The following is a 25,132-nucleotide window of genomic DNA, read 5'->3' as shown; positions in this document are numbered from 1 at the left end:
GCTTTATTGAGTATTGGTGTTGTCCAATCTAAAAAATGAGGCAACGGTGAGGCGACCCTCACTCGGGTTGGCGCTAATACTGTATCGTGGATCAATATTAGCGCAATGCAATAAGTTACTTGGATATAATACTAAGCGGTTCATTTTTGCTTCGATCGTGATTATCGGCTCAAAAATACTTGTTTTTCCATTAAGGTAACCAGAGTTTTTTTCAGAGTTTTGAACATGATTAATCATTTCATGGATAATATGACAGTTATCTTCTGTAACTTCGATTACTGACTCTGGCTTATATTGATATATAGACGTGCCGCCATATTTTTCATCGCATAAATAGTGAACGCTTGCGTATTCATTTTTATCCAAAGAATCAATATGAGGTAATTTTTGCATATTCGATAATTGCTCGGCATTGAGCGTGACCAAACTTAATAAGCAACGGTGGACAAAAATATCATAGTTGGTAAATAAGTGTTCATTAATTAATTGAGCTAGCGCTCTTTCATACGGCTTGGGTAGCTGGTCTCTTATTCCTGGATATAACGTACCATCTTTACCAGGTGGTAAAAAATATGCCTTTTGTTTAGCGAAGTTAACAAGAAGCTCTGGGTTTAATAGAAAGTCATCGATTATATAAACGCTGGCATCGCAGTTTTTAATAGGTATGTGCTTTATCATTAGGTTGGGATTTACATTCACTTGCATTTTCAGGGACCAGAATTTATATATTTCCTAAATATTAATGATTTTGGTGCGCTATTTAAACTATTAAGTTGAAAAAATGAAGTTAAAAGAAGTTACACTTGAAGAGTTCTTGGCAAAGAAAACTGAGTTTGTTTTGCAGGCTCAGCCAGTAAAAATAAAAAATGCTTATCCTCAAATGGGCTCGAATTTGTTAGATAATCTGTGTGAGGAACTCGCTGCCAACGCCAAGCAATCACAGATCCACTACTTAACTTGCGGCTCTGAAACGGCTGGTCGTTATTTTTACAACGAACAGCTAAACGGTTTTAATTTTACGGTGGCAAGCAGTTCTCTAGCGCAGTTCTTTTCTCTGCTCAATGCGCAAAGCTCAAAACCGAATAAGCAGTATTATGCTGCACAGGCCATTCCCGTTGAAGCCGTGTTTTCTAAGCAGGTTATGAGTGAGATATGTCACCCGGTACTAGCAAACAACGCCGATGTGCGTATGTGGATAGGTAATCAATGTAATACTGCAGCGCACTTTGATTTTTCGGAAAATGTCGCGATTGTTTTAGCAGGGCGCAGAAAGTTTACGTTGTTTCCACCAGAGACCATTGGCGACCTCTATGTCGGGCCTATTAACTGCACCCCAGGTGGTACACCGATCAGCTTAGTTGATGTTAGTGCTCCAGACTTACAGCGTTTTCCTCGCTATGCCAATGCCTTAGAGCATGCTATCGAAGTAGATGTGGACAGCGGTGAAGGGATTTATATTCCAAACCTGTGGTGGCATAGTGTGCAATCCTTATCGGATATTAACATCCTGATAAATTATTGGTGGAAGCAAGAGTCGACCAGACAAGACAAGCCGTTTGAGAGCATGCTCTATTTGATGTCATTTATGCCCAGCCTTCCGCTTGAACAACGCAAAGCATGGCAAAGTTTCTTTAATCATTTTGTGTTCCGAACAGAGGACTCATCATTAGCGCATTTACCCACAGACTTGCATGATCTGAGTGCAAACATTACTGAAGAAGATCGAGAAAAAGTGCGAGAATGGTTTAAATCCCTGATATAGATGGAAGCTTCTATTTTATTAGTTTTTTAGCTTCCAATTTGTGCCCAAAACCTTTAGCCTTAGGGCCACAAAAGTAATAATTACGTAAATGAATGGAGTAGTATTATGGCGGAGCAACAAGTGCAGCCTTTACACAACGAGAAACATGCCAACACTAAAGTACAAAATGGCATCAATGTTGAATTTTTGAAATCACAGCACTTAATCCCAGTAGTTGCACATGAGTTCGCGCGTGTTGCAACTGAATTCCCAATGGCATTTGTAAAGAATAATGAGACTGGCCAATTCCAAGCGGTTGCAATGCTTGGCCTAGAGCCTGGCGAAAACCTATTTGTTGAAAATGGTCAATGGACAGCTGGTTTTGCACCACTTGCGGTTACACGTTACCCATTTGGTTTGGTAAAGCACCCAGAAGGTGATCAATACGGTATCGTTATCGACGAAGCAAGTTCTTTGGTTGGTGAAGAGCAGGGTAATGCACTGTTTGAAGACGGAAAAGAGACTGAGTACTTAACACGTCGCAAAGAAGCGCTAGTGAATTTCATTGAATTTTCACGCGTGACAGAGGCTTTCACACAATACTTAGCTGAGAAAGAGCTTTTGGTTCCACAAACATTAACAGTGGAAATCAAAGGTGAGAAGAAAGACATTAACGGTATCTACCTTGTAGATGAGCGTAAGCTAAACGAATTGAGCGATGAAGAGTACCTAGAGTTGCGTAAGCGCGGCTACTTGGCACCTATCTTTGCATTCTTAACGTCAACTCATCAAGTTGCACGTTTAGCGCGTTTAAAAGCAAAACGCTCTGCTGATTAATCATTAATATAATCATGTTAAAAAGCACCTTAGGGTGCTTTTTTTATGCCAGTGAATTAAATGCGATGTTGTTAATCGCGTTTAATTGCAAGTAACGTTACTAAATTGCATTTTGGGGTTTTAACGGGGGAGAAAGAGAATGAAAAATAAACCGATATTGATGGCAGTATTGGGGCTTCTGTTAGTCGCAAGTAATCAAGTGACAGCCCAGGCTAAGCCAATTGCTATTGCTATTCATGGCGGTGCCGGGACCATAGATAAAAGCCGCTTTAGTAAGGACCAAGAAATGGCGTACAGAGCCAAACTTGAAGAGGCAGTTGAAGCTGGCTACGCGGTATTATCAGCAGGTGGAGAAAGTTTAGATGCCATTACCTCTGCGATAAATATACTTGAGAACTCAGAATTTTTTAACGCTGGAAAGGGGGCTGTGTACACCTACGAAGGTCAGCATGAATTAGATGCTTCCATCATGGATGGCAGGGAGCGACAAGCGGGTGCGGTGGCTGGGGTCAAACATATAAAGAATCCAATAGATTTAGCTCGCAAAGTGATGACAGATTCTGTACATGTGATGCTCAGTGGGGAAGGGGCAGAACAGTTTGCAAAACAACAGGGTTTCACGTTTGTAGATAACAGCTATTTTGATACTCCACATCGCTTCGAAGCACTGCAAAAAGCCAAACAAAAGCTTGATGCGGCCCAAAAGCAAGATAAGTCTTACCAAGCCGCACACCATGTTTTACCTGACGAATTTAAAATGGGAACGGTTGGAGCTGTGGCGCTGGATAAGCAAGGTAACTTGGCGGCGGGGACTTCTACGGGAGGAATGACAGCGAAGCGTTTTGGTCGCATTGGTGATTCTCCGGTAATTGGTGCAGGTACTTTTGCCGATAATCGCTCCTGTGCCGTATCAGCCACGGGGCATGGTGAGTACTTTATTCGTTACAGCGTCGCCAGTGATATTTGTGCGCGGGTACAGTATCAGAGTCAGTCAATTTTTGAGGCTGGCAACGACGTTATCCATAATGTATTAGCGCCAATAGGCGGCACAGGGGGGGTCATTATTGTTGATAGCAAAGGCAATATTAGTATGCCATTTAATACGAAGGGTATGTATCGTGCGAGCAAGTCTAATGTTCAGCCAACCTATGTAGGAATCTTTAAAAAGGATTGAAAAACAGGCAATTCCATGCACGCCAGCTATAGTTAAAATGCTGGCGTTTTTATATGGAGCAAATAGTTATGCAATCAATTAAAGTGGCGGACTATCTAAATCATCGCCCCGTTACCTTTTCTGTAGAAATGAGAGTTGAATTAGCAGTAGAGAAGCTGCTACAAAGTGGACAGCCAGGAGGTCCGGTCATTGACTCAAACAAGCGAGTAGTTGGTTTTTTATCTGAACAAGACTGTCTGAGAAAAATGCTCGAAGCAACCTATCAAAACGAATCTCACAGTGTAGTAGGGGATGTGATGACGGCAAATCCTGTCTGCGTAAAACCAGAAGATAGCATCGTGCAGATAGCAGATAAAATGACAGTTAATAAGCCAAAACTGTACCCTGTGATTGATGATGAAGGCCGCTTACTTGGTATTATCAGTCGCGCTAATGTGCTGTTAGCACTAGATAAACATTTACATGACACGTATTTATCAGGGCATAGGTATGTATAAAGTTAATGATGGGAGCTAGTTATTAAAACTCAAACAGTTAGATAATCGTATTAGTTCTTCAGTCTTTAGATAGGCGCTCAATGACCCCTCCTGTCCATTTGAGCGTTTATATATTATATCTTCTAGCATCAGTGGCCTTAAAACATAACGCTATTTTTTGCAGTGATACGGTGCAATACAGAGTAAGTCATAAATTATCCGTCAGTGAATGTTTCGTGTTTTTCAATATTCTGGGTCCCTATTCAACGTATTTATACAAATACTAAGCAATATATTATTACGCTTAGAGCATAGGCTCAGCGAACGTCTTTTGGTACACTACGCGCTCTTAAATTTACGATGATAGGTAATGTGTAGTGAGTGTAGGACCACTGTTTGCTGAGCTAAAGTCTTGTTTAAAGAAAGATCAGTTTCTCCTTAAAAAACGTTTGCATGGTGCGAATAAAATCACTGATGCCAACAAGCAAAGCAAAGTGGTTGCCTCGATTGAAGAAGCGATTTTAAAAAGCCAATCGCTAAAAGTGCAACGAACAGAGCGACTACCCAAAGTTAGTTACCCTGAGTTGCTCCCTGTTAGTCAGAAAAAAGATGAAATAAAAGCGGCGATTGAGCAACATCAAGTAGTTATTGTTGCAGGCGAAACAGGGTCTGGTAAGACGACACAGTTACCCAAGATATGCCTAGAACTAGGAAGAGGAGTTGATGGTTATATCGGTCATACACAACCGAGGCGACTGGCGGCCCGTAGTGTAGCCAACCGTATTGCTGAAGAGCTCGACTGTGAGCTGGGACAGCAGGTCGGCTTTAAAATTCGTTTTAGTGACCAAGTGTCAGACAATACCTATGTAAAATTGATGACCGATGGTATCTTACTTGCGGAAATACAACAGGATCGCTATTTAAATCAATATGATACTATCATCATAGATGAAGCGCACGAACGCAGTTTGAACATCGACTTTATTCTGGGGTATTTGAAGAACTTACTGCCTAAACGTCCCGATCTCAAAGTGATCATTACGTCAGCAACCATAGATCCAGAGCGCTTTTCTAAGCATTTCAATAACGCGCCAATTATAGAAGTCTCGGGTCGAACCTATCCTGTTGAAGTAAGATATAAACCAGTTCTCGATAGCGCATCTAACGACAGCGAAGCGCAAAATGATCAGTTACAGGGCATATTTGATGCGGTAGATGAACTGTGTGCTGAGGGTCCCGGTGATATTCTCATTTTCATGAATGGTGAACGTGAAATTAGGGATACAGCGGACGCTCTTGATAAGCGTAACCTCAAAGGGGTGGAAGTATTACCATTATATGCACGCTTATCGAATGCTGAGCAAAATCGCATCTTTGCCCCCCACAGTCGGCGTCGAATTGTTTTGTCAACTAATGTGGCAGAAACATCGCTTACTGTTCCTGGAATAAGATATGTTATTGACCCTGGAACGGCCAGGATCAGCCGTTATAGCTATCGTACCAAGGTGCAAAGACTGCCGATAGAGGCTATTTCTCAGGCGAGTGCGAACCAAAGAAAAGGTCGCTGTGGACGTGTTGAAGCGGGTATCTGTATTCGCCTGTATTCGGAAGAGGACTTCCTGTCTAGACCTGAGTTTACAGACCCTGAAATTCTGCGTACCAATTTGGCGTCGGTTATTCTGCAAATGCTCGGCTTGGGGCTAGGTGACATTACGCAATTTCCATTTGTACAAGCACCAGATAGTCGCAATATTAATGATGGTATTGCTCTTTTAGAAGAGCTTGAAGCGGTGCACCCGAGCAAGCGTCGCCAAAGTACTAAATTAACGCCATCTGGACGCACGCTCAGTCGCCTGCCTATTGACCCTCGTTTAGCGAAAATGGTGTTCACAGCAGACAAATTGGGCGCACTGCGAGAGGTCATTGTGATAGTGGCTGCACTATCTATTCAAGATCCCCGTGAAAGGCCGCAAGAAAAACGTGGTGCAGCGGATGAAAAGCATGCTCGTTTTGAACATCCAGACTCAGATTTTGTCGCATTTCTAAATCTATGGTACTACATCGAACAGCAGCAAGAGGCGCTTACTCGCGCACAGTTTCGCAAACTATGTCAAAAAGACTTCCTTGCCTATATGCGTATTCGAGAGTGGCAAGACATTGTTTACCAGTTGAGCACTATTTGTGAAGAAATGAACATGCAATTGAGTGAAAATCCAGCTGATTTGGATAATGTTCATCAAGCTTTACTCAGTGGGATGCTCAGCCATATCGGTGCTAAAGATGAAAAACAGCATTACAAAGGCGCACGCAACAGTCAGTTTCATATATTCCCAGGCTCAAGCTTATTTAAGAAAAGCCCAAAATGGTTGATGTCAGCGGAGCTTGTTGAAACGAGTAAGCTGTATGCCAGAGTCAACGCTAAAATCGACGTGAATTGGATAGCCCCCTTGGCGCAGCATGTGGTTAAGCGTAGCTTTAGTGAACCACACTGGGAGAAAAAGCCGGGTTGTATCATCGCATTTGAACAACAAACGTTATTTGGTTTAATTATCGTTGCACGTAAGCGTACTGTATATAGTCAAATTGAACCTGTGTTGTGTCGAGAGCTATTTATTAAAGAAGCGCTGGTGGCACAACAACTTGGGCAAAATGAAGCATTTTTGCAACACAATCAGTCTCTAATTGACGACATTCACGTATTGGAACAAAAAGCACGACGTCGCGATATTCTCGTAGATGAGCAAACATTGTTTGAATTTTATGATCAGCGAATACCTCAAGATGTCTGCACTCGTGCTGGTTTTAATCATTGGTGGAAAGGTCACAAACAAAAAGACAAACGTTTTTTGCATATGAGTCGTGAGCAGTTAATGCAGCATGATGCACAACAAATCACAGAGTTTGATTACCCTGATGTATGGCACCAAGGCAACCTGATGCTGCCACTTGAGTATCACTTCGAACCAGGGCAGGCTGTGGATGGGGTGATGGTGAATATACCATTGGCGCTGTTAAACCAAGTGGATGAGCAAGGCTTTGATTGGCATATACCAGCCTTTAGACATGAATTGATTTGTGGTTTGATCAAAACGCTACCCAAGAACCTACGTCGCAACTTTGTACCTGCACCAAACTATGCTGATGCAGTGCTGGCAGCGATAGAGCCAATGCAGGGTAATCTACTTGATGCTTTAGCAACACGGCTATTACGTATGACAGGGGTTAAAGTAGAGACTGAAGATTGGGATCTGAGTGCACTTGAGCCTCATTTGAAAATACAGTTTCAAGTGATTGCAGAAGATAGCAAAGTGATCGCTCACGGGTTTGACTTGCAGGTATTGAAAGATAAATTGCAGGGCCGTGTCTGTGACACCCTTTCGCAGGTGGCAGAAGAGGGGATTGAACAACAAGACATTACCTTGTGGCAGTTTGGTGAGTTGCCTCAAGAGTACACCAAAAAACAAGGTAACTATGAAATTAAAGCCTTTCCAGCTTTGGTAGATAAAAAAGCCAGCACCGCGATAGAACTATTCGATAGCCCAATCAAAGCAGAGGTTGCCCATCGAAAAGGCATACGTCGATTGGTACTGCTAAATATTCCCTCACCTATTAAATATTTACAACAACATTTGCCAAACAAAGCAAAGCTGGGGTTATATTTTAATCCGTTTGGCAAAGTGCAGGATCTCATTGATGATTGTATTGCAGCAGGGGTTGACCAGCTTTTGGCTCAAGGTACAGACATTCGTGATGAGCATTGTTTTGAACAAGCAAAAGAGCGTGTTCGTGGAGAGCTCGGTGATACCGTGGTCCACATTGCTATGCAGGTCGAGCAGGTTTTGAGCATTGCACACTCCATCAACAAGCGAATGAAAGGGCGTGTCGACTTGACGATGATCACGGCACATGGAGATATTAAGTCTCAGCTAGAAGCCCTTATATTCAAAGGCTTCGTCAGTGAACATGGAGCAGATAAGTTACCCGATTTACTGCGTTACATGAAAGCGATAGAAAAGCGACTAGAGAAGTTACCGATTGACCCAAATCGCGATCGTCTATGTGTGCTCGAACTCGAGAAGGTTGCTCAGGCATATCAAAAAGTGGCCGCACGTATTCCAAAAGGGCATCCTTTGCCTGATAATGTACAAGATATCTTTTGGATGCAGCAGGAACTTCGAGTTTCGTTGTTTGCGCAAACACTTGGTACGCCCTATCCCATCTCCGCCAAGCGGGTGATGAATGCAATAAAGGACTGCGAATAATTGCTTAAGAAGCTTGCAATTTACTCTAAGCCAATTACCTTATTAGAAGGAAAATTTTTTGGATTTTGAAAAGGAAGTGACATCAGCTATGTCCACTCGCAAAAAAGGGAATAACACGCCGCATGTACTTGTGGTCGATGATGAGTATTTTAACTATGAAATGCTCAGCATGGCTTTGTCAGATGCGTTCAAGCTGAGTTATGCAGACTCAGGAAAGAGCTGTTTATCCAATGCGATAGCTCATAAGCCAGATGCAATCTTGCTTGACGTATGTATGCCGGGTCTTGATGGGTACGATACGTGTCGTATGTTAAAAAACACTCCAGAAACCAAAGATATTCCTGTAGTGATGGTGTCTGGCTTAGAATCAGAACAAGAGCAACAAGCAGGTTATGAAGCAGGCTGTGATGCTTACGTGATTAAACCATTTGCCATCCAATCCTTATTAGAAAAACTAAAATCAATGGTATAAGGGGACAGCGATGTTGCATGAAGATAAGCGCAGGTTTATGCGTATGATGGTCAATGCAAGGGCTCGATTGACGATATTAGAGACGGGTTTGACTTTTGAAGGCAAATGCCATGACTTAAGTGCAACAGGGCTATCAATAGAGGTCAGCGAACCCATTGAACCCAATACTATGATGGAGGTGCATATTAACTCCTCTAGCGCTTCGATCCCGCCATTGAATGCACATGCTAACGTGGTACGTTGTGCTCAAGAGCAAGATGGTAGATATATATTGGGCTTAGAAATCACTCAGTTTAATTAAGGGCTTGATTTGCAAACAGAGCTAAAGGTGTAATCACACCTTTAGCAACCACTGTAGGACTCCCTAATACACCTTGCACACTAACCCTTTGAGGTAAAAACCTTCGGGATAGTTGCCAGAAATTGGGTGATCAGCAGCTTGATTTAGGCGCTCCATAATCAACAATTCTTTTCCTGCATCTAGCGCTGCGTCTGCAACGACTTTTTGAAACAGGTTCTGCTCCATAAGACCTGAACAGGAGAAGGTTAATAATGTACCGCCTGGCTTTAGGATTTGCATTGCTATCATATTAATGTCTTTATAACCGCGACATGCGCCATTGAGTTGAGCTTTACTCTCGGCAAACTTTGGTGGGTCCATCACGATAGTATCGAACTGGCGACCTTCTTCACGGTATTGTCGTAACAGCTTAAACACATCCTGCTTAACAAACTCAACTTTTGAAAGGTCCAAATTATTGTGCTCTACGTTGCGCTTAGCGGTATCAAGTGCTGGCTGAGATACATCAACATTAATAACCTTTTCGCATCCTCCTCGCAGTGCATACAAGCCAAAGGTACCAGTGTAACAAAAGCAGTTCAGGACGGTTTTGTTTTTGGCAAAACGCTCTAATGCTGCGCGACTATCTCTTTGGTCGAGATAGAAACCTGTTTTGTGGCCATTGATAATATCAACTTCAATCTTTAAGCCATTTTCTTCAATGATCACAGGAGCCTCTGGGGCATCACCCCATAGAGGTCCTGCGGTTTTTTCTAAACCTTCTTTTTTACGCACATCGACATCAGAACGCTCATAAATATAGCAATCAGGAAATAGCTCTCTAAGCGCCATGAGTAAGTCGCCTTTATGGCGTTCAGCACCTGCACTAAGCAATTGACAAACTAAGTAGTTATCGAATTTATCTATAGTAATGCCAGGGAGTCCATCTGACTCTGCCGCACTTAATCGAAACCCTGATAATCCACCTTCTTCGATGGTGTGCTGTCTCGCATCAAGCGCGCGACGTAATCGATTGACAAAAAACTGAGTATCTATTTGTTCGTTCTTATTAAAGCTCCACACACGGGCACGAATTTGTGAATCGGGGCTATAGGCTGCGGTTGCAAGATACTGACCATCATGGGTATAGATAGTAACTGTGTCACCTAAGGCGGGCTTGCCCTTTATTTTCTTGATTGCTTTAGAGAAAACCCACGGGTGCTTACGTTTTAATGACTTTTCTCGACCGGGCTGTAAATACAGGGCACAAGACATAAAAATTCCTTACTTAATAGAATGCTTGCCATTTTAGTGAAGGCCATGCCAACATACAATCTTAACTCATGAATATTGACCGGCTAGAGCCTAGAGCTGTCAAATTGTAGGCTATCTCAGTTGTGAGTATGTATGTCATAGACAGAGCTAAGTGTTCACAATAATTTGAAAATAATAAGAGAATGTAATGCATAACATTGAACTGGCATGTAAAAACTTTATGTTAAACTGCGTCTTTGCTGATACCGCTCATGATTTAACGCATGTTGAAAGAGTGGTTAAAACTGCCAAGCTGCTCGCAGAGCAAGAGCAGGCAGATCTGGCCGTAGTGCTGCCAGCTGCATGGTTACATGACTGTGTTGCCGTAGCAAAAAATCATCCGGATAGAGCGCGAGCTTCAAAAATGGCAGCAGATAAAGCAGTGAGCTTTCTTCAGTCAATTGACTACGATGAGTCTAAACTTGATGCGATTCATCACGCGATTGTTGCGCATAGTTTTAGTGCCAATGTTACTCCTGAGACATTAGAGGCCAAAATTGTTCAAGATGCAGATAGAATGGATGCACTGGGAGCAATTGGTGTGAGTCGATGCATGAAGGTGGGAGGTGCCATTGCACGTCATTTATACCATCCAGATGACCCATTTTGTGAACGCCGAGAAGCTGATGATATGCGCTATACGTTAGATCATTTCTTTATCAAGCTCTTACATATTGCTGAGCAAATGCATACGCGTTCAGCCAAGGAAGAGGCCCGCAAGCGAACAGATTTTATGAAAGCATTTTTGGAGCAGTTAAAACAAGAGATCGCCTAAATTATAAAACGCATGTCAACGAGTCATGCGTTTTACAAACACCACCACGAACAAGGCTAGCGAGAAGCTGCCTGTAAAAGCCTCAACCGCTGCAATAAATCGAGAGATCCCCACAGGTGTAATATCTCCATAGCCCAATGTGGTAAATGTAACCACACTGAAATAGAAGCTATTGAGCAGGGCACTGAGATTGTCAGAGAACGAATTGGCAAAGTCTAACTGCAAGCGTTGCTCGTCGTAGGTTACGCCAAATATGAAGTACATAAGGGCACAGAACACTATCATTGTTAAGCTGAAGCGAATAACGTTTTCAGGCTTTTCTCCATATCCGCATATTAAATTAATAAAGCTTGAGACGATGCGTCTTTGCGAATATTTTGGGTATTGCTGGTGGCGCATACGCAGTTCTTGGTAGGTGTATTTGCCAGCCATTTCAAATAAACCTTGTTGTTCTGCGCCTTTCCTAAGCGAGCGATATATTTCTTCCGACTGTAGAAATAGGTCGTTGGCATCATCAATGCGCTTTTCTTTCAAAGCGCTGAACGCTTGTTGTTCTTGCAACAGTTTGTCACCCAAATATAGGTTATCGATGCGGGTGTTATTGAGTTTAATGCCCAGCAGATTTGTGCCCTCAAGGTGACAGCAGTGTAAATTGGCTTCTCTTAAGTCTGCTTTCATTAAAGAGGCATGGCGTATCGTATTATTAAATAAGTGAGCACCTTGTAAATTTGCTCTATAAAAGTTGCAGTATGACAAGTCATAGCCAGTATGATCACCAAACTTAACTAAATTAAGCCCTTCAAGATTTGCACGTTTCAACTCTAAGCCGTGTAATAACCCCCCACGCTTTGCATAGCGCTCTAGTTTTTGGGTGAGTTCTAAGCCACTTTTGTCAAATTTAGCATCGTGCCAAAAGCAAAGTCCTGACCCCATATCAATCTCTTGGCATTGATGACCGTCGGGTGATTTATATTGACAACATGGTTTATCACTCATAGATATTTGATCTCTTTAGCCATTTATTTTTATAGATTAGCAGCTAATTGGCGGGGTAGAATGAACGGAGTGAAACTTTTTTTTATTGAAGATGTTTGAATATCAGCTAAAGCTCAGCAAAAAGCGTAAGACCGTTGCATTAAAAGTTACAGCTAAAGGCATCCATGTGTATGCACCATATGGTGCGTGTATGACTGAGGTAGAGCGGTGGCTGAGTACAAAAAAGCCTTGGGTAGAGGCTCAGCAAAAACGGCTCTCAGTGGGTGTACAAGTGCAAACACCATGGCAGAGCAATAGTGTACTTATCTTTGGCGAGGAATATGCGTTTTCATTCGGGGCTTCATCATATATTGATCATCAAAAAAAGCATGTGGTTGTCAAAACATCAACGCGTTCTTCGGTTAAATCGATTAGGGTCGAACTCATAAATTTATTAGCAGTTGAGCTTGAGCAATACATAGATAGCAAATTACATCAACTTAGCACACAAATGAATGCGCCCGTAGCCAATGTGAAATTTAGAGAATACAAAAGTCGTTGGGGAAGCTGTTCTAGTCAGTATGCACTTACATTCAATATACTACTTGCTGGTGCGCCAAAGAGAATGGTGGATTATGTGATGGTACATGAGTTGGCGCACTGCCATATTTTATCGCATAGCAGAGAATTTTGGCAACTTGTAGGTCAATATGATTCGAACTACAAAGAAGCAGTCAATTGGTTCAAAGAAAATGGTAAGCAGTTATTTATAGCTAAAGATTAAAGAAGTGGTGGAGGGGGCTGGATTCGAACCAGCGAAGGCAGTGCCGTCAGATTTACAGTCTGATCCCTTTGGCCGCTCGGGAACCCCTCCTCAGGGAGTATACAATTTGGTGGAGGGGGCTGGATTCGAACCAGCGAAGGCAGTGCCGTCAGATTTACAGTCTGATCCCTTTGGCCGCTCGGGAACCCCTCCAAATTGTATTTGTGTTGTTGGTGGTGGAGGGGGCTGGATTCGAACCAGCGAAGGCAGTGCCGTCAGATTTACAGTCTGATCCCTTTGGCCGCTCGGGAACCCCTCCTCAACAACGGCGGTGATAATATCAAAGTTTCTTATTAAGTAAAGAAAACTGCTAAAGAAATTTTAAAAAATGCCGATAAAAGCATAGTTCAGTGATTAATTGGTGAAACTCTATGCAATTTGATGTGGTATTAACCAGGGAAGACCAACTCGGCAACGCACTTTCGGTTAGCGTGACCGAGCATCGTCGCGCTGATTTTTCCATGTTACTGGCGATGCTTTCTCAAGACGCATTAGAATTTAGTCAATTTCATTTACCAGAGTCAGAACTCATTGAGGCTGAACTCTCAGAGTCTGCACTTAAAAAGGAACTTCAAATTGGCCCTCAGCAAGCATTAGCGCCAGAAACCTATGATATGTTAATAGGCCAAGATAATGCTGCAAGGTTAGCACAAAGCAGCTTAACCACCTTGAAACTACAACAGTGTTTGTCACCTGAGCCTTTAGCTATACGTAATGATAAGGCTCATATTCCATTGGTTGTTGTGGATAATTGCGAGATAGCGGTAAGAAAGCGATTAGAATCGGTTAAAAATGGGGCTTCGAAAGAAGAGAAACCCGCTATGAATGCAGCGGGCTTTTATGACCAACTAGCCAGCGGGCAGATGCAAAGCGCGTTACAGCTAACGGCCTAAGTAACGCCCGTCAGGTGCTATGGCACTTTTTAAACTTCTTACCACTGCCACATGGGCACTCGTCATTTCTGCCTAGTTTTATTTCAGGAGTTGGATAAATGTGGCCGTCTAAGTATTTCCATAAACCAGCCTCCAAAATAAAGTTTGATCGCTCATGAAGCACACAGACTTTGTTTTCTGTTATATAGGTGGCTTGAAACTCAACAATACTACCATCAGCTGCATCGCTAGCCGATAATATTTCTAAGCTAATAAAGTCAACAGCACTTGCAAATGCCAAAATGTCTTCAACGCTATGGTGTTTTTGTTCTTCTTTTGCGTAGGTTTCTCTTATGTATTGCGCATTTTTTACTACATATGCGCTATAGCGTGAACGCATTAATTGTTCTGCTGTTTTAGGCGATTCAGCCCCAGAAATAAAAGGTTCGCAACATTGTTGAAAAGGTGCCTCATTTGAGCAATAACACATAACTTATACACATTAAGAAATAAATGCGGGCATTGTACACTTTTCTAGTTGCTTAGTTTTAGAAAAACAGAAAATTTCAGTGTCCGAGTTGGGTAAATTCATATCTTTCAATTCACTGGAACTGAGAATATCTGTCCAAGTGATTACTGCTGCGAAGTTACCATTTTTTAATGCTGAAGATAAAACATAGTTTAAATCAACTATATGCTTTCTTCTTATCACCAATAATTTATTGGTATCAATAGAGCAGCTATCAATCATTGCTTTATTTGGCACATTATCGGGGGCTATCAACAGTGTCCAGCCTTGTTTTTGATTACACTGATGAACAATTTTGAGCAATGCTAGGCTTGCACAAATATCATCCTCTGTTGTCACATGATGGATATTACTTACTGGTGACTGTGGTAAACCCGATGTAACTTCTAAAACTGAACTTGTTTGCAACATAATCAACTCACTGGTGTTATATACAGTATTTATATACAGTAGTTTATACAGTAATTAGATGCAAGTGAAAATTGTCACTTTTTTATACAAAGTCGCAGATGTGGCCGTGAGGAAGTGCATGGTTCCTTGCCATGTCTATGAAAGTAATAATAAAACCTTTTAGCTAAACTAGGACTGGATATAGGTCAACTGATGTATTTGTTCGTACAGTGTTGCTGCATAACAGTGAGCATCTTTAATACGCTTTGTGCTCAAGTGAGGTTTTAATTGCTCTATCATTGCGCTGGCGGCTTCCATTCCTTGACTTTGTGCAAGTACTAACCAAGCCATGGCGTGGAATGGGCTTTGTGGCAGGCCTTGTCCTTTAACAAAGAGTAGGCCAAGATAAAACTGCGCTTTATAATTACCCGACATGGCTGACATACGAAGCCATTTAGCAGCAAGAGGAAAGGCTTTTTCCCCTAGGTAATATAAGCCTTTTTTTAAAGCGAGCTGAGGATCGTTATCCTGTGGTAACTGGGCGTCACTACTAATTGGGGAAGTTACAAAGTCCAATACATTAAGCAACTGCTGCTCTAAATCTTGGCTTGCTGAATTTTCGAATTGATCTCGTTCCATAGTTTAACCGCAATAATAAGCCCATTAGCAAGTGTAGTTGAATTCTAACGAATTTGTCCGAATAAACCAGTGGTTTATGTTAAAATCCAAACACTTGTTTCCAAATTTAAACCTATATTATGTTAGAACGCCTATTCAATATACGCCAGCAAGGTTCTTCTGTTAGGACTGAGATCATTGCCGGGTTGACCACATTTGTGACTATGGTCTACATCATATTTGTAAATCCTCCTATGTTAGCCGAAGCGGGTATCGACCTTGGGGCTGCATTTGTCGCAACGTGTGTAGCGGCGGCCATCGGGTGCTTCATTATGGGGTTTTGGGCTAATTATCCGCTAGCACTGGCACCGGGGATGGGACTAAATGCATTTTTTACTTACGGTGTGGTGTTGGGGATGGGTCATCACTGGCAATCCGCATTGGGCGCGGTATTTTTATCAGGATGCCTATTTCTACTGTTAAGCATATTTAAAATACGAGAATGGGTGATTCAGGCTATTCCCTTAGTTTTAAAACAGGCTATTGCTACTGGTATCGGCGCTTTCTTAGCGTTAATCGCACTTAAAAATGCGGGCATTATTATCGCAAGTCCAGCCACATTGGTACAGCTTGGTGATATTACTCAGGCGGGTCCCTTGCTTGCGATATTGAGCTTTTTCATTATCGCTGCGTTGATGTTCAGAGAAGTAAAAAGTGGCGTACTTATCAGTATATTTGCGGTCACAGCTGTGGCATTAAGTTTAGGCCTAGTTTCGTATCAAGGGCTGGTATCTGCACCACCTAGTGTCGTACCCACTATGATGCAGTTGGATGTTGCTAGCGCCTTGGAGCTTTCTATGCTTAGTGTGGTGTTTGCATTCTTGTTCGTTGACCTATTTGATACATCGGGTACGTTGGTTGCGGTTACTCATAAAGCAGGTTTGGCTGATAAATATGGTAGAATGCCAAGACTAGGTCGAGCATTGTCGGCAGACAGTACTGCCACGATAGCAGGGGCAATGTTGGGAACATCTACAACCACATCGTACATTGAATCTGTTTCAGGAGTATCGGTTGGGGGGAAAACGGGTTTAACAGCCGTGACAGTGGGCGTTTGTTTTTTACTCATGATATTTTTTGCCCCATTGGCTAAAATGGTGCCTGCTTACGCTACTGCTGGGGCAATTCTGTACGTTGCAGTCTTGATGTTGCAAAACCTTAAGTCTGTAAACTGGGATGACATGAGCGATGCAATTCCAGTGAGCGTGGTGCTATTAATGACACCATTGACTTTCTCAATCGCTCACGGGATAGCATTAGGTTTTATTGCTTATACAGCGGTTAAAGTGATTTGTCGTAAATCACATGAAATCACGCTAAGTGTATGGCTACTTACAGTACTGTTTATTTTAAAGTTTGCTATGGAGTAGCGAAGAAACTTGAAAAATATGCAAAAAGTGGTGCTTGTTACCACTTTTTCTTTGGTGCAAACAACACGTCTAGATCGTCTCTTTCTTTTTCTTTTTTCTTTTTGACAGCAGAGGCATTTGAAGCCTTGAGCTCGGTACTGATTTCATCTAGCAAGGTTGTAAGTTGCGCCTTTTTCTCTTCTACATATTCATCGGTGTATGAAACTGAACAAATAGTTGCATAAGCTTTTTCGAAGTATTGGCGTGCTGAGCCGACCATGTTTGCGGTTCTAGCTGAGACGCCACGTTTAATTTGACTTTCAACATTAATCCGTAACTGTAGCTTTTCAAGACGTTTGTCTTCGGCTACGAATAACTGCGTATCAACTTTACCTTTTGAATGCTCTGCACGAAGTACGTGACGAAGACGCTTAATGCCCTGTACCAGCGCAATTAATTGTTTGTCAGCATCGGGCAGACTTAAACTATCAATTTGTGACTCAGGGTTAATGGACGAACTTAAACGCTCTTTAGCGTCGTTCAGGCGGCTTTTTAATTCTCGATTTGTCGGTGAAAGCTCAACCATGGACGCCAGCGCGTCATAAACTCTGCGCTGTAGGACCCGTAAGATTAGGTCCGACATAGGAATATTACAGCTATTAACGATGATGTCTTCAGATTCCTCGATAATTTTTTTCTGTTTCGCTAATTCCTTTCTACGCTCAGCTTCTTGTTTTTCTCTATGCTGCTGTACGGCGCTGACCCAAACCGCAATGACGATCAGTGCAACAATTAGCATAATAATAATAGAAACGAACATAACAAATTTCTCTTAGACCACGAATCAAAAGATGAATTTTTATCTTACATCAATTAATTGCATTCTGAACAGTTTTCCGTTCACATGTATGAAAAATATTTTGAAAATCATTATTTATCATTATAGACCAAGACACAGTTTTATCTGTTAAACAAACAGATAAGCCTAGAGCTATCTCCATAGATGTAATTATGCTAGCCTTAGGAAGATTGGCTTTGTCTCTTGCATATACCATTAAATAACGCGCCGTGTTCATTGCCTTGTAAAAACTAAAAAGAAAAAAATAAGCTATGAAATTACAACAACTTAGATATATTGTAGAAGTTTTAAACCATAACCTGAATGTGTCAGCTACTGCTGAAAGTCTTTATACTTCTCAACCTGGCATATCAAAGCAAGTGAGAATGCTGGAAGATGAGCTTGGCGTACAGATTTTTGGTCGAAGTGGTAAGCATTTAACCCACGTCACTAACGCGGGTAATGAAATCATAAATATAGCGCGCGAGATCTTATCAAAGGTCGAAGGCATCAAGGCGGTGGCAAACGAGCATACATTGCCCGATCAAGGCAAATTAAATATTGCGACCACCCATACTCAAGCGCGATATGCGCTGCCAAGCGTTATTCAGGGGTTTATGAAAAAGTACCCAGCGGTCTCCCTTCATATGCATCAAGGTACTCCGCAGCAAATATCTGATGCGGCTGCTAGGGGCGATGCGGATTTTGCTATTGCCACAGAAGCACTTCATTTATATTCAGATTTAGTGATGTTGCCTTGCTATCATTGGAATCGCTCAATAGTAGTAGCAAAGGATCATCCGCTTGCTCAAAAAGCACATAACCTAACAGTGCATGATGTGGCGAAATACCCACTCATTACGTATGTGTTTGGTTTTACAGGCCGCTCAGAATTAGATAAGGCATTTAATGCACATGGCCTAGAGCCACACATCGTGTTTACTGCCACTGATGCTGATGTCATAAAAACATATGTGCGTTTAGGACTTGGAGTCGGGGTGCTTGCATCGATGGCTATAGATAGCGCTACTGATAAAGACCTTGTTTGTATTGATGCCAGTCATCTGTTCGAAGCCAGTACCACGAAGATTGGATTCAGAAAAGGCAGCTTTTTGCGTGGCTATATGTATGACTTTATTGAGCGCTTTGCTCCACACTTAAGCAAAGACTTGGTTGAAAAGGCAAGTCTGCTGCGTAATCAGGACGATGTAGATGCGTTGTTTGCAGGTATTACACTTCCAATTAAGTAACAATACGCAGCGCTAGTTGCGTGCGAATAAATGCACGCAACGCAGTTTGCTTAAAGCTGTAATGAACAGTAATGGCAGTTTTTTGGTATTAGTCTAACGTTAGTGTGTGTTACATGTGGGATGCATACTGTGGAAGGATTATCTAAGCCAAGCGCACGATTTTCTCTTAATCATATATTTTTTGACAGTTTACTTGATAGGCTGTCAGAGTTTTCATTGGCTCTAGAACCTGTTCGTAGTCAAAGACCCTCCATAGCCCCAAACAACCAAGTCTTTTTAGGAAAAATCTATACCCAATTTTACCCTACAGTTGAAACGGTAGAGGCGATGTTAGTTAGCAATAACAAAGTTGTTATTTTGGGCAGTCATCATGACGTTCAGCGTTATGTGGCGCGTCTAGATATTAATGTTCGCTATCAATATTTAGGGGAAGAGCAGGTATTATGCCCAGGTTTTATCGAACCGAATATGAATTTAGTTATTAGTGCTATGTTACAGCAGTGGTCACATATTGGACCGTTTGGCTTTGACTGTGGTTGGCAGAAATTGATGCCCAATTATGGTTTGAATTATATTGCTCGCGCATTACTGTATCTTGACAAAGGCTTAAAGCCGAAGGACTGGTTGCTCGGTTACGGATTATATAGTGTGTTGCTTGATGAGAGTGCACAAACAAGTCAGCATAATGTTTATGAATTGATTCAACAAGTTTGTATCGATAGACCTGTAGCTATTTTAGATGCAACCAGTGCGATAGCCTACGTTAACGACAGCGCATTGGAAGCAATTTACGCGTACTTAGAAAATCATGCCGCTAATCCCTTTTCCTCAAAAGCTATATTTTTTGATTTAGTTCGCCGCCAAAATGGACTGCTCAACGAGCAGCTCGTGTGGCTGGTTGAGGCCTTGCCAGAGGACCAGCTAAGGCGGCAATTAATGAATATGTTTGCGCAAATTGACAGTCTCATCGAGCGTGCGCGTTCATCTGGAATTACTCATATAGGCACTATTGATAGTCATCCATTTGCACGAAAGGTACTCACTCAGTATCAACAGACTAACCCCGCGATAAATTTAGTTGAGCCAAAACACAGTTGGTTACAGGAACTAAATAGTTTGGCTTGTTTAAGTACCCACCATCAAGCAGTACAACCTGCAGCAAATCGTTCAATAGCGATTAATATTGGTGAGGTTGGTTACTGTGGTTATGATTGGGTAAAAAGCTATCACGGACAGTCAATGTTACAGCCCTGTCAGCAGCTAATGGAACAGGGATACAATGTATGTTTGCAATCTGGTTTTCCGGTTCTGCCGCTCAGCCCGTTACGAGCTGCAGAGCAAGCATGTAGCCGTATGATGGAATATGCGCCCGGGTGTTACACTCGCGACGAAAGAGTTTTGTTGCCAGACCAATGTTTGTCAAAACCTCAGTCACTTAATGCCATTACTAAAGCTGCAGCTGATCACTTAGGTTTTAATCTGGGTATTTTAAAAGAAGGTGATACCGCAAATTTTGTTCACTTGTCAGCAGATCCACTTGCTAAAAGCTCTAATTTTAGAGAACTAGCAGTTGTAGCTTGCTACGCCCACCAGTAAATCCAAGTATTTATAAATTTTTATTTTGTTTTTTATCATTCGAGATAGTACCCGTCTTATCCATTAATTACCCATATTTTCAAAGAATTATCATGATTCGATTGTCCCGGTTTACATATAAAATTATGTGGTTATTCATTAAAGTTATATAAAATATATTGTATACATTATGTATTTGGTGTTAATAATTAAATGCCCGTTATCAAATTTGATGGGTTTGGATACACAACATACAAAGGTACATTATGAAACTTAATAAAATAGCGTTAGCTCTGCCCGTACTAGGAATGAGCCTAAACCTGACTGTTAATGCGGCGGAGCATCGTGGACTAGCGCTCACACAACCACATACAGAACAATCAGTTAAGCATATCTATCACGGTCATGAACATGACCAAGTGGATGAACGAGCGCCGGTGGCAGCGTCACAACTGCAAGATGTGGCCCCTATTAGTCCACAACTTAGATTACGACAAGTTATGACATCTCAGGCTTCTGATGTGTTACTAAGCTGTGATATCAATGCATTTGCTAACTCTTCTGGTAGCCAACTGGTTGAACAGGTTAAATCGCAGGGTAGTAACTGTGTGAACGAGCTATTCAATGCAAGTAGCGCAAGCCAAGTCGCGATTTTTACAAGCAGTAAAATGAATACCATCGCAGATCATGCTCGCTCGCTGGCAAGTAGTTATACAGGTGCAGGTGGGGATGAACTTAAGGCTATGTTCTTGTTTATTCGTGCAGGCTTCTATGTAGAGTTTTATAATGACGCCGTTACGTTTGACAGCCAAGTTACAGCGAATGTTAAAAACGCGATAGATGCATTTGTCAATAACAGCCACTTTTATGACAACAATGACGAACACGCTAAAGTGCTGCAGGAAGTTATAACGACGATGGACAGCGCCGAGTTGCAGCACGAATATATTGGTGTGGTGCGTCAGTGGTTATCACGTTTTGATGAGAATTACGCCAACAACCGCAATATGCGCAATGCAGTAAATGGCATTTTTAATATTCTATTCCGTGGTCAATGGAATAATGAATATGTAACTAAAATTAAAACAGACACTGCTCTGGTCAATGCCTTGGTTGCATTTACACAAAAATCTTGGATGGTGGACTCGGATTCTGAATTCTTGATTGCTAACGCCGCAGGTGAATTAGCACGATTGACTCAGTACCGTCCTAGTGATATTGATCAAGCAGTTACCAATGGCCTGAAAACATTATTCTCTACGTATAAGAGCTATGGATATGGTGATTCACTGTGGCTCAATGCAGCAGATGTGGCTTCGTATTATGCCGATTGTAGTGAGTTTGACATCTGTAACTTTGAAGAGACTTTGACACAACAAGTATTGTCTCAAATTCACCAATGTAGCAGCACTATTCGTATTCGAGCGCAGGAAATGACGGCACAGCAACTTTCCTCTGCGTGTGACACCATGGCGGCTGAAGAAACACGTTTCCATACTCGTTTAGCTACCAATCAGACTCCCGTTGCCGATGACAATAATTCATTCTTACAGGTGAATATTTTCAATAGCAGCAGCGACTACAAAAAATACGCTAAAGCTATCTTTAAAATAGATACCAACAATGGTGGTATGTATTTGGAAGGAGACCCTAGCAAGACCGATAATCAGGCTAATTTTGTCGCATATGAGGCAAACTACGCTAAAGCAGACCATTATGTTTGGAACTTAGAGCATGAATATGTGCACTATCTTGATGGGCGCTTTGACTTATATGGCGGGTTTAACGCACCAACAGAAGATATTGTCTGGTGGACAGAGGGGGTGGCTGAATACATAGCAAACCTGAATGATAACCAGGACGCTATCGATACGATTAAAGATGGTTCTGTTTACAATCTACAGCAAGTATTTGCAACTACCTATGATGGTTTCGATCAAGATAGGATTTATCGTTGGGGTTACCTGGCTGTTCGCTTTATGTTTGAGCGCCATAATGATGAAGTGAATAAAATGCTGAGTAAAACACGAGTGGGTGATTGGTCCGGCTATAAGTCATTACTTAATGGCTGGCAAACAAACTACGATGCCGAGTTTACGCAATGGACACAAGATTTAGCCAGCGATGTGAACACAGCTCCAGATGCGCAAATTAATGGTCCATATAGTGGTGTAGCGGGTGAATCTGTATCGTTTTCAAGTAATGGCAGTAGTGATGCTGAAGGCCCAATTGCAAGTTACTTATGGGATTTTGGTGATGGTAACCAAAGTCAGCAACCTAATCCAACGCATACATATGACGCTGCGGGAGATTATACAGTGACACTGACGGTGACCGACGAACAAGGTCTGTCAGGTAGCGCCAGCACTTCTGCACAAATTGAGCAAGGTCAAGGACTTCCTCAACTAAAACGTGGTCAAGCTGTCACCATTAATGGTGAGCAAAATGAACAGTTGTTGTTTGTCTTAAATGTGCCACAGGGAGCCAGCGACCTAAATATTGCTATTTCAGGTGGCAGTGGAGATGCAGATTTGTATGTTCGTTATGGCAGTGAGCCTACACTGAGTAGTTATGATTGTCGTCCATATGTTGGAGGTAATGCTGAACAGTGTGACTTTGCGACACCGCAAGAAGGTCAATACTATGTCATGGTAAGAGGCTACAATGCTTTCAATAATGTGTCTTTGGTTGCTAACTTTGACGCACCTATCGCATCTTTACCAGATGCATGTAAAACACAAGCGGCAACAACAGGCGGTCGTGCGAAGGCTGGTGAATTGATCTGTCTTGGCGATCAATCTGTGATGTGGTTTAGCTTGGAAAATGTCAGTGGACAAGACACGGTACGTATTGAAACGGCTAATGGTAGCGGTGACTTAAAGCTTGAATATAGTAATGCGGGCTGGCCTGATGGCACTAATGTGGATGCTACATCAGATAACCTGGGTAATGCGGAGTGTATTAACGTCAGTGCACAAACGCAATATTGGGGTTATTTGAAAATATCCGGAGACAGTCAAGCTGCTTCTTTAAAAGTGACATATAACGAAGGTGGTTGTAACTAATCGATGATTAGGTTGTTATGATAAGCTAACACAAAGGCGACTTTTTAGGTCGCCTTTTTTATGACAATAGCTATGCTAAGTAGCCATTTAGGTTGCAAAGCGTAAACCACTGGTTAACACTATAAGAGTGTAAACGAAAATAATTGAGTAACCGTATCAACACATTTTCTCTATTAAAAAGATTGCTAGGTCTGGTCTTTGTGAGCTGTTTGATGACCTCAAGCGGCGTGGTGCAGGCTAAAAAAACCGTTACAATTTATACATATCACCTCAAAGCCCCCTATGTTGTCGATGTGGAGTATGAGCAAGGTTTATATTTTGATTTGGTGTTGCTTCTGAATCAATATCAGACAGAGCATGTTTTTAAAATGGAGTATATGCCTCGCAAGCGCCTTAACCGTGACATAGAACAAAGCACGTTAGATGGATTAATTGTCGGCGTAAATCCTGTTTGGTTTAGAGACACTCAGCAGAGTAAGTTTGCTTGGTCTGAACCATTTATGACCGACAGAGATGAGTTTGTATCGAACATTAACGCGCCCTTTGAGTATACAGGTCAGGCGTCTTTGTACGGAAAAACCGTTGGTGGTGTACGAGGCTATCACTACTTTCAGGTTGCCCCAGTAGTAAAAATAGGTAAAGCAAGTCAACTTGAAACTGGATCTGAATTACAGCTATTGGAAATGATAGTAAAGCAACGTCTTGAAATTGCTGTTATTAGTAAAGCTACGATGAATTATTTACTGGCTAAGAACAAACATTGGGAAAGCGCGATACACCTCTCTGAGCAGCCCCATGAATCATACGGCCGAGCGCTGCTGGCACCAAAAGAGATGAGCCACATAATTGCTCTGATCAATAAAGTGTTTCAAAAGAGCGAATTTAAGCAAGCGCTCAAGCAGATGCTGAAGCACTATCATGTTACAAGTTCAAAGTCGCAAGTAAAAAGCTAAGCGAGCCTTTGAGTCGCTTAGCATTGTATCTTGATCACCAGGTACCTGTGTTCTCCATCGAAGCCCAAGGTTCTTGTGGTTCTAAGGCTTTGCCTTTTTGCAGTAATTCAATCGAAATACCGTCAGGAGATTTGACAAAGGCCATGTGCCCGCAACGTGGAGGGCGATTGATAGTGACGCCTGCTTGCTGAAGTTTTTGGCAAATTTCGTAAATATCATCAACTGCAAATGCTAGATGACCAAAGTTTCTGCCACCAGTGTATTCTTCAGGATCCCAGTTATAGGTCAGTTCGATGGTTGGTTTAAGAGAGGTTTTAGCTTCTTCTAGCTGACCTGGAGCCGCCAAAAAAATCAAAGAGAACCTTCCTTGCTCACTGTCATATCGCTTGACTTCTATCAAGCCCAACAGATCACAGTAAAAATTCAGTGATGCGTCTAGGTCTTTAACCCGCACCATAGTATGTAAAAAATCCATGTATTGCCCCTTGTTTCAAATAAGCTATA

General features: G+C 42.0%; 23 protein-coding genes and 3 tRNA genes. 15 read left to right on the top strand and 11 right to left on the bottom strand.

From position 1 onward, the window contains the following. Positions 1–3: 3 nt before the first annotated feature. Positions 4–705: a DUF6445 family protein gene (locus tag BIW53_RS12610; RefSeq protein ID WP_070992374.1), complete on the bottom strand. Its 702-nt coding sequence runs from the start codon at positions 703–705 to the stop codon at positions 4–6. 76 nt (positions 706–781) lie between these two features. Between BIW53_RS12610 and BIW53_RS12605 the strand changes: the two genes are divergently transcribed. The 7 genes from BIW53_RS12605 to BIW53_RS12575 all read left to right on the top strand — a co-directional run bounded on the left by BIW53_RS12605 (position 782) and on the right by BIW53_RS12575 (position 9,263). Further along, on the top strand, positions 782–1,762 hold the full coding sequence (locus BIW53_RS12605; protein ID WP_070992373.1) for a cupin-like domain-containing protein: 981 nt from the start codon (positions 782–784) through the stop codon (positions 1,760–1,762). Between the two features lie 105 nt (positions 1,763–1,867). Continuing rightward, positions 1,868–2,578 carry a SapC family protein gene (locus BIW53_RS12600; RefSeq protein ID WP_070992372.1) on the top strand — a complete coding sequence of 237 codons (711 nt, stop codon included), beginning with the start codon at positions 1,868–1,870 and terminating at the stop codon, positions 2,576–2,578. A 160-nt stretch (positions 2,579–2,738) separates the two neighbouring features. Then, entirely contained in the window at positions 2,739–3,752 is a 1,014-nt protein-coding gene (locus BIW53_RS12595) for an isoaspartyl peptidase/L-asparaginase family protein (RefSeq protein ID WP_415839084.1), read from the top strand. A gap of 68 nt (positions 3,753–3,820) precedes the next feature. Then, positions 3,821–4,249: a CBS domain-containing protein gene (locus BIW53_RS12590; RefSeq protein ID WP_070992370.1), complete on the top strand. Its 429-nt coding sequence runs from the start codon at positions 3,821–3,823 to the stop codon at positions 4,247–4,249. Positions 4,250–4,605: 356 nt separating this feature from the next. After that, on the top strand, positions 4,606–8,490 hold the full coding sequence (gene hrpA / locus BIW53_RS12585; RefSeq protein WP_070992369.1) for an ATP-dependent RNA helicase HrpA: 3,885 nt from the start codon (positions 4,606–4,608) through the stop codon (positions 8,488–8,490). Between the two features lie 88 nt (positions 8,491–8,578). Then, positions 8,579–8,962, top strand: a complete 384-nt coding sequence (locus BIW53_RS12580) for a response regulator (protein WP_070986943.1) — start codon at positions 8,579–8,581, stop codon at positions 8,960–8,962. A 10-nt stretch (positions 8,963–8,972) separates the two neighbouring features. Continuing rightward, positions 8,973–9,263: a PilZ domain-containing protein gene (locus tag BIW53_RS12575; RefSeq protein WP_070992368.1), complete on the top strand. Its 291-nt coding sequence runs from the start codon at positions 8,973–8,975 to the stop codon at positions 9,261–9,263. Positions 9,264–9,326: 63 nt separating this feature from the next. Here the strand turns inward: BIW53_RS12575 and BIW53_RS12570 are convergent, their stop codons facing one another. Next, on the bottom strand, positions 9,327–10,517 hold the full coding sequence (locus BIW53_RS12570; RefSeq protein ID WP_070992367.1) for a class I SAM-dependent methyltransferase: 1,191 nt from the start codon (positions 10,515–10,517) through the stop codon (positions 9,327–9,329). Between the two features lie 187 nt (positions 10,518–10,704). Here BIW53_RS12570 and BIW53_RS12565 point away from each other — a divergent pair, with 187 nt between their 5' ends. Beyond that, the gene (locus BIW53_RS12565) at positions 10,705–11,331 is read left to right on the top strand and encodes an HD domain-containing protein (RefSeq protein ID WP_070992366.1); all 627 of its coding nucleotides are present in this window, start codon (positions 10,705–10,707) and stop codon (positions 11,329–11,331) included. Positions 11,332–11,346: 15 nt separating this feature from the next. On the opposite strand, the gene BIW53_RS12560 is transcribed toward BIW53_RS12565, so the two are convergent. After that, complete coding sequence (locus BIW53_RS12560; protein ID WP_070992365.1) at positions 11,347–12,327, bottom strand: ion channel; 981 nt, start codon at positions 12,325–12,327, stop codon at positions 11,347–11,349. A gap of 91 nt (positions 12,328–12,418) precedes the next feature. Between BIW53_RS12560 and BIW53_RS12555 the strand changes: the two genes are divergently transcribed. Next, positions 12,419–13,090 carry a M48 family metallopeptidase gene (locus BIW53_RS12555; RefSeq protein ID WP_070992364.1) on the top strand — a complete coding sequence of 224 codons (672 nt, stop codon included), beginning with the start codon at positions 12,419–12,421 and terminating at the stop codon, positions 13,088–13,090. A 5-nt stretch (positions 13,091–13,095) separates the two neighbouring features. Here BIW53_RS12555 and BIW53_RS12550 read toward each other — a convergent pair. The 3 genes from BIW53_RS12550 to BIW53_RS12540 form a co-directional block, all read right to left on the bottom strand. Continuing rightward, positions 13,096–13,180: transfer RNA gene (locus BIW53_RS12550), tRNA-Tyr, on the bottom strand. Between the two features lie 17 nt (positions 13,181–13,197). Further along, positions 13,198–13,282 (bottom strand) — tRNA-Tyr (locus BIW53_RS12545). 21 nt (positions 13,283–13,303) lie between these two features. Beyond that, positions 13,304–13,388 (bottom strand) — tRNA-Tyr (locus BIW53_RS12540). A 112-nt stretch (positions 13,389–13,500) separates the two neighbouring features. On the opposite strand from BIW53_RS12540, the gene BIW53_RS12535 reads away from it, so the two are divergent. Next, entirely contained in the window at positions 13,501–14,022 is a 522-nt protein-coding gene (locus BIW53_RS12535; protein ID WP_070992363.1) for a VC2046/SO_2500 family protein, read from the top strand. Positions 14,023–14,032: 10 nt separating this feature from the next. Here the strand turns inward: BIW53_RS12535 and BIW53_RS12530 are convergent, their stop codons facing one another. The 3 genes from BIW53_RS12530 to BIW53_RS12520 form a co-directional block, all read right to left on the bottom strand. Beyond that, positions 14,033–14,491, bottom strand: coding sequence for a YchJ family protein (locus BIW53_RS12530; RefSeq protein ID WP_070992362.1), 459 nt, complete (start codon positions 14,489–14,491; stop codon positions 14,033–14,035). 12 nt (positions 14,492–14,503) lie between these two features. Then, the gene (locus tag BIW53_RS12525; RefSeq protein ID WP_070992361.1) at positions 14,504–14,941 is read right to left on the bottom strand and encodes a SulA-like leucine-rich domain-containing protein; all 438 of its coding nucleotides are present in this window, start codon (positions 14,939–14,941) and stop codon (positions 14,504–14,506) included. A 168-nt stretch (positions 14,942–15,109) separates the two neighbouring features. Beyond that, the gene (locus BIW53_RS12520; protein ID WP_070992360.1) at positions 15,110–15,559 is read right to left on the bottom strand and encodes an SEL1-like repeat protein; all 450 of its coding nucleotides are present in this window, start codon (positions 15,557–15,559) and stop codon (positions 15,110–15,112) included. A gap of 119 nt (positions 15,560–15,678) precedes the next feature. Between BIW53_RS12520 and BIW53_RS12515 the strand changes: the two genes are divergently transcribed. Further along, the gene (locus tag BIW53_RS12515) at positions 15,679–16,968 is read left to right on the top strand and encodes an NCS2 family permease (protein ID WP_070992359.1); all 1,290 of its coding nucleotides are present in this window, start codon (positions 15,679–15,681) and stop codon (positions 16,966–16,968) included. A 37-nt stretch (positions 16,969–17,005) separates the two neighbouring features. Here BIW53_RS12515 and BIW53_RS12510 read toward each other — a convergent pair whose 3' ends face one another. Continuing rightward, positions 17,006–17,767 (bottom strand): hypothetical protein, encoded by a 762-nt coding sequence (locus tag BIW53_RS12510; RefSeq protein WP_070992358.1) that lies wholly within the window; start codon positions 17,765–17,767, stop codon positions 17,006–17,008. Positions 17,768–18,057: 290 nt separating this feature from the next. On the opposite strand from BIW53_RS12510, the gene cysB reads away from it, so the two are divergent. From cysB to BIW53_RS12485, 4 genes are all read left to right on the top strand, one after another. Then, the gene (gene cysB / locus BIW53_RS12500; protein ID WP_070992356.1) at positions 18,058–19,035 is read left to right on the top strand and encodes an HTH-type transcriptional regulator CysB; all 978 of its coding nucleotides are present in this window, start codon (positions 18,058–18,060) and stop codon (positions 19,033–19,035) included. A 129-nt stretch (positions 19,036–19,164) separates the two neighbouring features. Continuing rightward, positions 19,165–20,631: an amidohydrolase family protein gene (locus BIW53_RS12495; protein WP_175442133.1), complete on the top strand. Its 1,467-nt coding sequence runs from the start codon at positions 19,165–19,167 to the stop codon at positions 20,629–20,631. A gap of 245 nt (positions 20,632–20,876) precedes the next feature. After that, positions 20,877–23,675, top strand: coding sequence for a collagenase (locus BIW53_RS12490; protein WP_175442132.1), 2,799 nt, complete (start codon positions 20,877–20,879; stop codon positions 23,673–23,675). 143 nt (positions 23,676–23,818) lie between these two features. After that, positions 23,819–24,628 carry a substrate-binding periplasmic protein gene (locus BIW53_RS12485; RefSeq protein ID WP_139158841.1) on the top strand — a complete coding sequence of 270 codons (810 nt, stop codon included), beginning with the start codon at positions 23,819–23,821 and terminating at the stop codon, positions 24,626–24,628. A 34-nt stretch (positions 24,629–24,662) separates the two neighbouring features. Here BIW53_RS12485 and gloA read toward each other — a convergent pair whose 3' ends face one another. Beyond that, positions 24,663–25,103: a lactoylglutathione lyase gene (gloA, locus tag BIW53_RS12480; RefSeq protein WP_070992352.1), complete on the bottom strand. Its 441-nt coding sequence runs from the start codon at positions 25,101–25,103 to the stop codon at positions 24,663–24,665. Between the last annotated feature and the right edge of the window lie 29 nt (positions 25,104–25,132).

It is taken from the genome of Pseudoalteromonas byunsanensis, from assembly GCF_001854475.1.
Classification (GTDB): Bacteria; Pseudomonadota; Gammaproteobacteria; order Enterobacterales; family Alteromonadaceae; genus Pseudoalteromonas; species Pseudoalteromonas byunsanensis.
This window is presented reverse-complemented; position numbering and strand designations above follow the sequence as displayed.

Excerpts from the sequence above, each read along its gene's own strand:
- BIW53_RS12510 (WP_070992358.1), bottom strand. The coding sequence starts at position 17,767 with ATGTTCGTTTCTATTATTATTATGCTAATTGTTGCACTGATCGTCATT.
- BIW53_RS12570 (WP_070992367.1), bottom strand. The coding sequence starts at position 10,517 with ATGTCTTGTGCCCTGTATTTACAGCCCGGTCGAGAAAAGTCATTAAAA.
- gloA (WP_070992352.1), bottom strand. The coding sequence starts at position 25,103 with ATGGATTTTTTACATACTATGGTGCGGGTTAAAGACCTAGACGCATCA.
- BIW53_RS12530 (WP_070992362.1), bottom strand. The coding sequence starts at position 14,491 with ATGTGTTATTGCTCAAATGAGGCACCTTTTCAACAATGTTGCGAACCT.
- BIW53_RS12605 (WP_070992373.1), top strand. The coding sequence starts at position 782 with ATGAAGTTAAAAGAAGTTACACTTGAAGAGTTCTTGGCAAAGAAAACT.
- BIW53_RS12575 (WP_070992368.1), top strand. The coding sequence starts at position 8,973 with ATGTTGCATGAAGATAAGCGCAGGTTTATGCGTATGATGGTCAATGCA.
- BIW53_RS12565 (WP_070992366.1), top strand. The coding sequence starts at position 10,705 with ATGCATAACATTGAACTGGCATGTAAAAACTTTATGTTAAACTGCGTC.
- BIW53_RS12600 (WP_070992372.1), top strand. The coding sequence starts at position 1,868 with ATGGCGGAGCAACAAGTGCAGCCTTTACACAACGAGAAACATGCCAAC.
- BIW53_RS12560 (WP_070992365.1), bottom strand. The coding sequence starts at position 12,327 with ATGAGTGATAAACCATGTTGTCAATATAAATCACCCGACGGTCATCAA.
- BIW53_RS12590 (WP_070992370.1), top strand. The coding sequence starts at position 3,821 with ATGCAATCAATTAAAGTGGCGGACTATCTAAATCATCGCCCCGTTACC.
- BIW53_RS12525 (WP_070992361.1), bottom strand. The coding sequence starts at position 14,941 with ATGTTGCAAACAAGTTCAGTTTTAGAAGTTACATCGGGTTTACCACAG.
- BIW53_RS12535 (WP_070992363.1), top strand. The coding sequence starts at position 13,501 with ATGCAATTTGATGTGGTATTAACCAGGGAAGACCAACTCGGCAACGCA.
- BIW53_RS12595 (WP_415839084.1), top strand. The coding sequence starts at position 2,739 with ATGGCAGTATTGGGGCTTCTGTTAGTCGCAAGTAATCAAGTGACAGCC.
- BIW53_RS12515 (WP_070992359.1), top strand. The coding sequence starts at position 15,679 with ATGTTAGAACGCCTATTCAATATACGCCAGCAAGGTTCTTCTGTTAGG.
- BIW53_RS12490 (WP_175442132.1), top strand. The coding sequence starts at position 20,877 with ATGAAACTTAATAAAATAGCGTTAGCTCTGCCCGTACTAGGAATGAGC.
- BIW53_RS12555 (WP_070992364.1), top strand. The coding sequence starts at position 12,419 with ATGTTTGAATATCAGCTAAAGCTCAGCAAAAAGCGTAAGACCGTTGCA.
- BIW53_RS12580 (WP_070986943.1), top strand. The coding sequence starts at position 8,579 with ATGTCCACTCGCAAAAAAGGGAATAACACGCCGCATGTACTTGTGGTC.
- cysB (WP_070992356.1), top strand. The coding sequence starts at position 18,058 with ATGAAATTACAACAACTTAGATATATTGTAGAAGTTTTAAACCATAAC.
- BIW53_RS12610 (WP_070992374.1), bottom strand. The coding sequence starts at position 705 with ATGCAAGTGAATGTAAATCCCAACCTAATGATAAAGCACATACCTATT.
- BIW53_RS12520 (WP_070992360.1), bottom strand. The coding sequence starts at position 15,559 with ATGGAACGAGATCAATTCGAAAATTCAGCAAGCCAAGATTTAGAGCAG.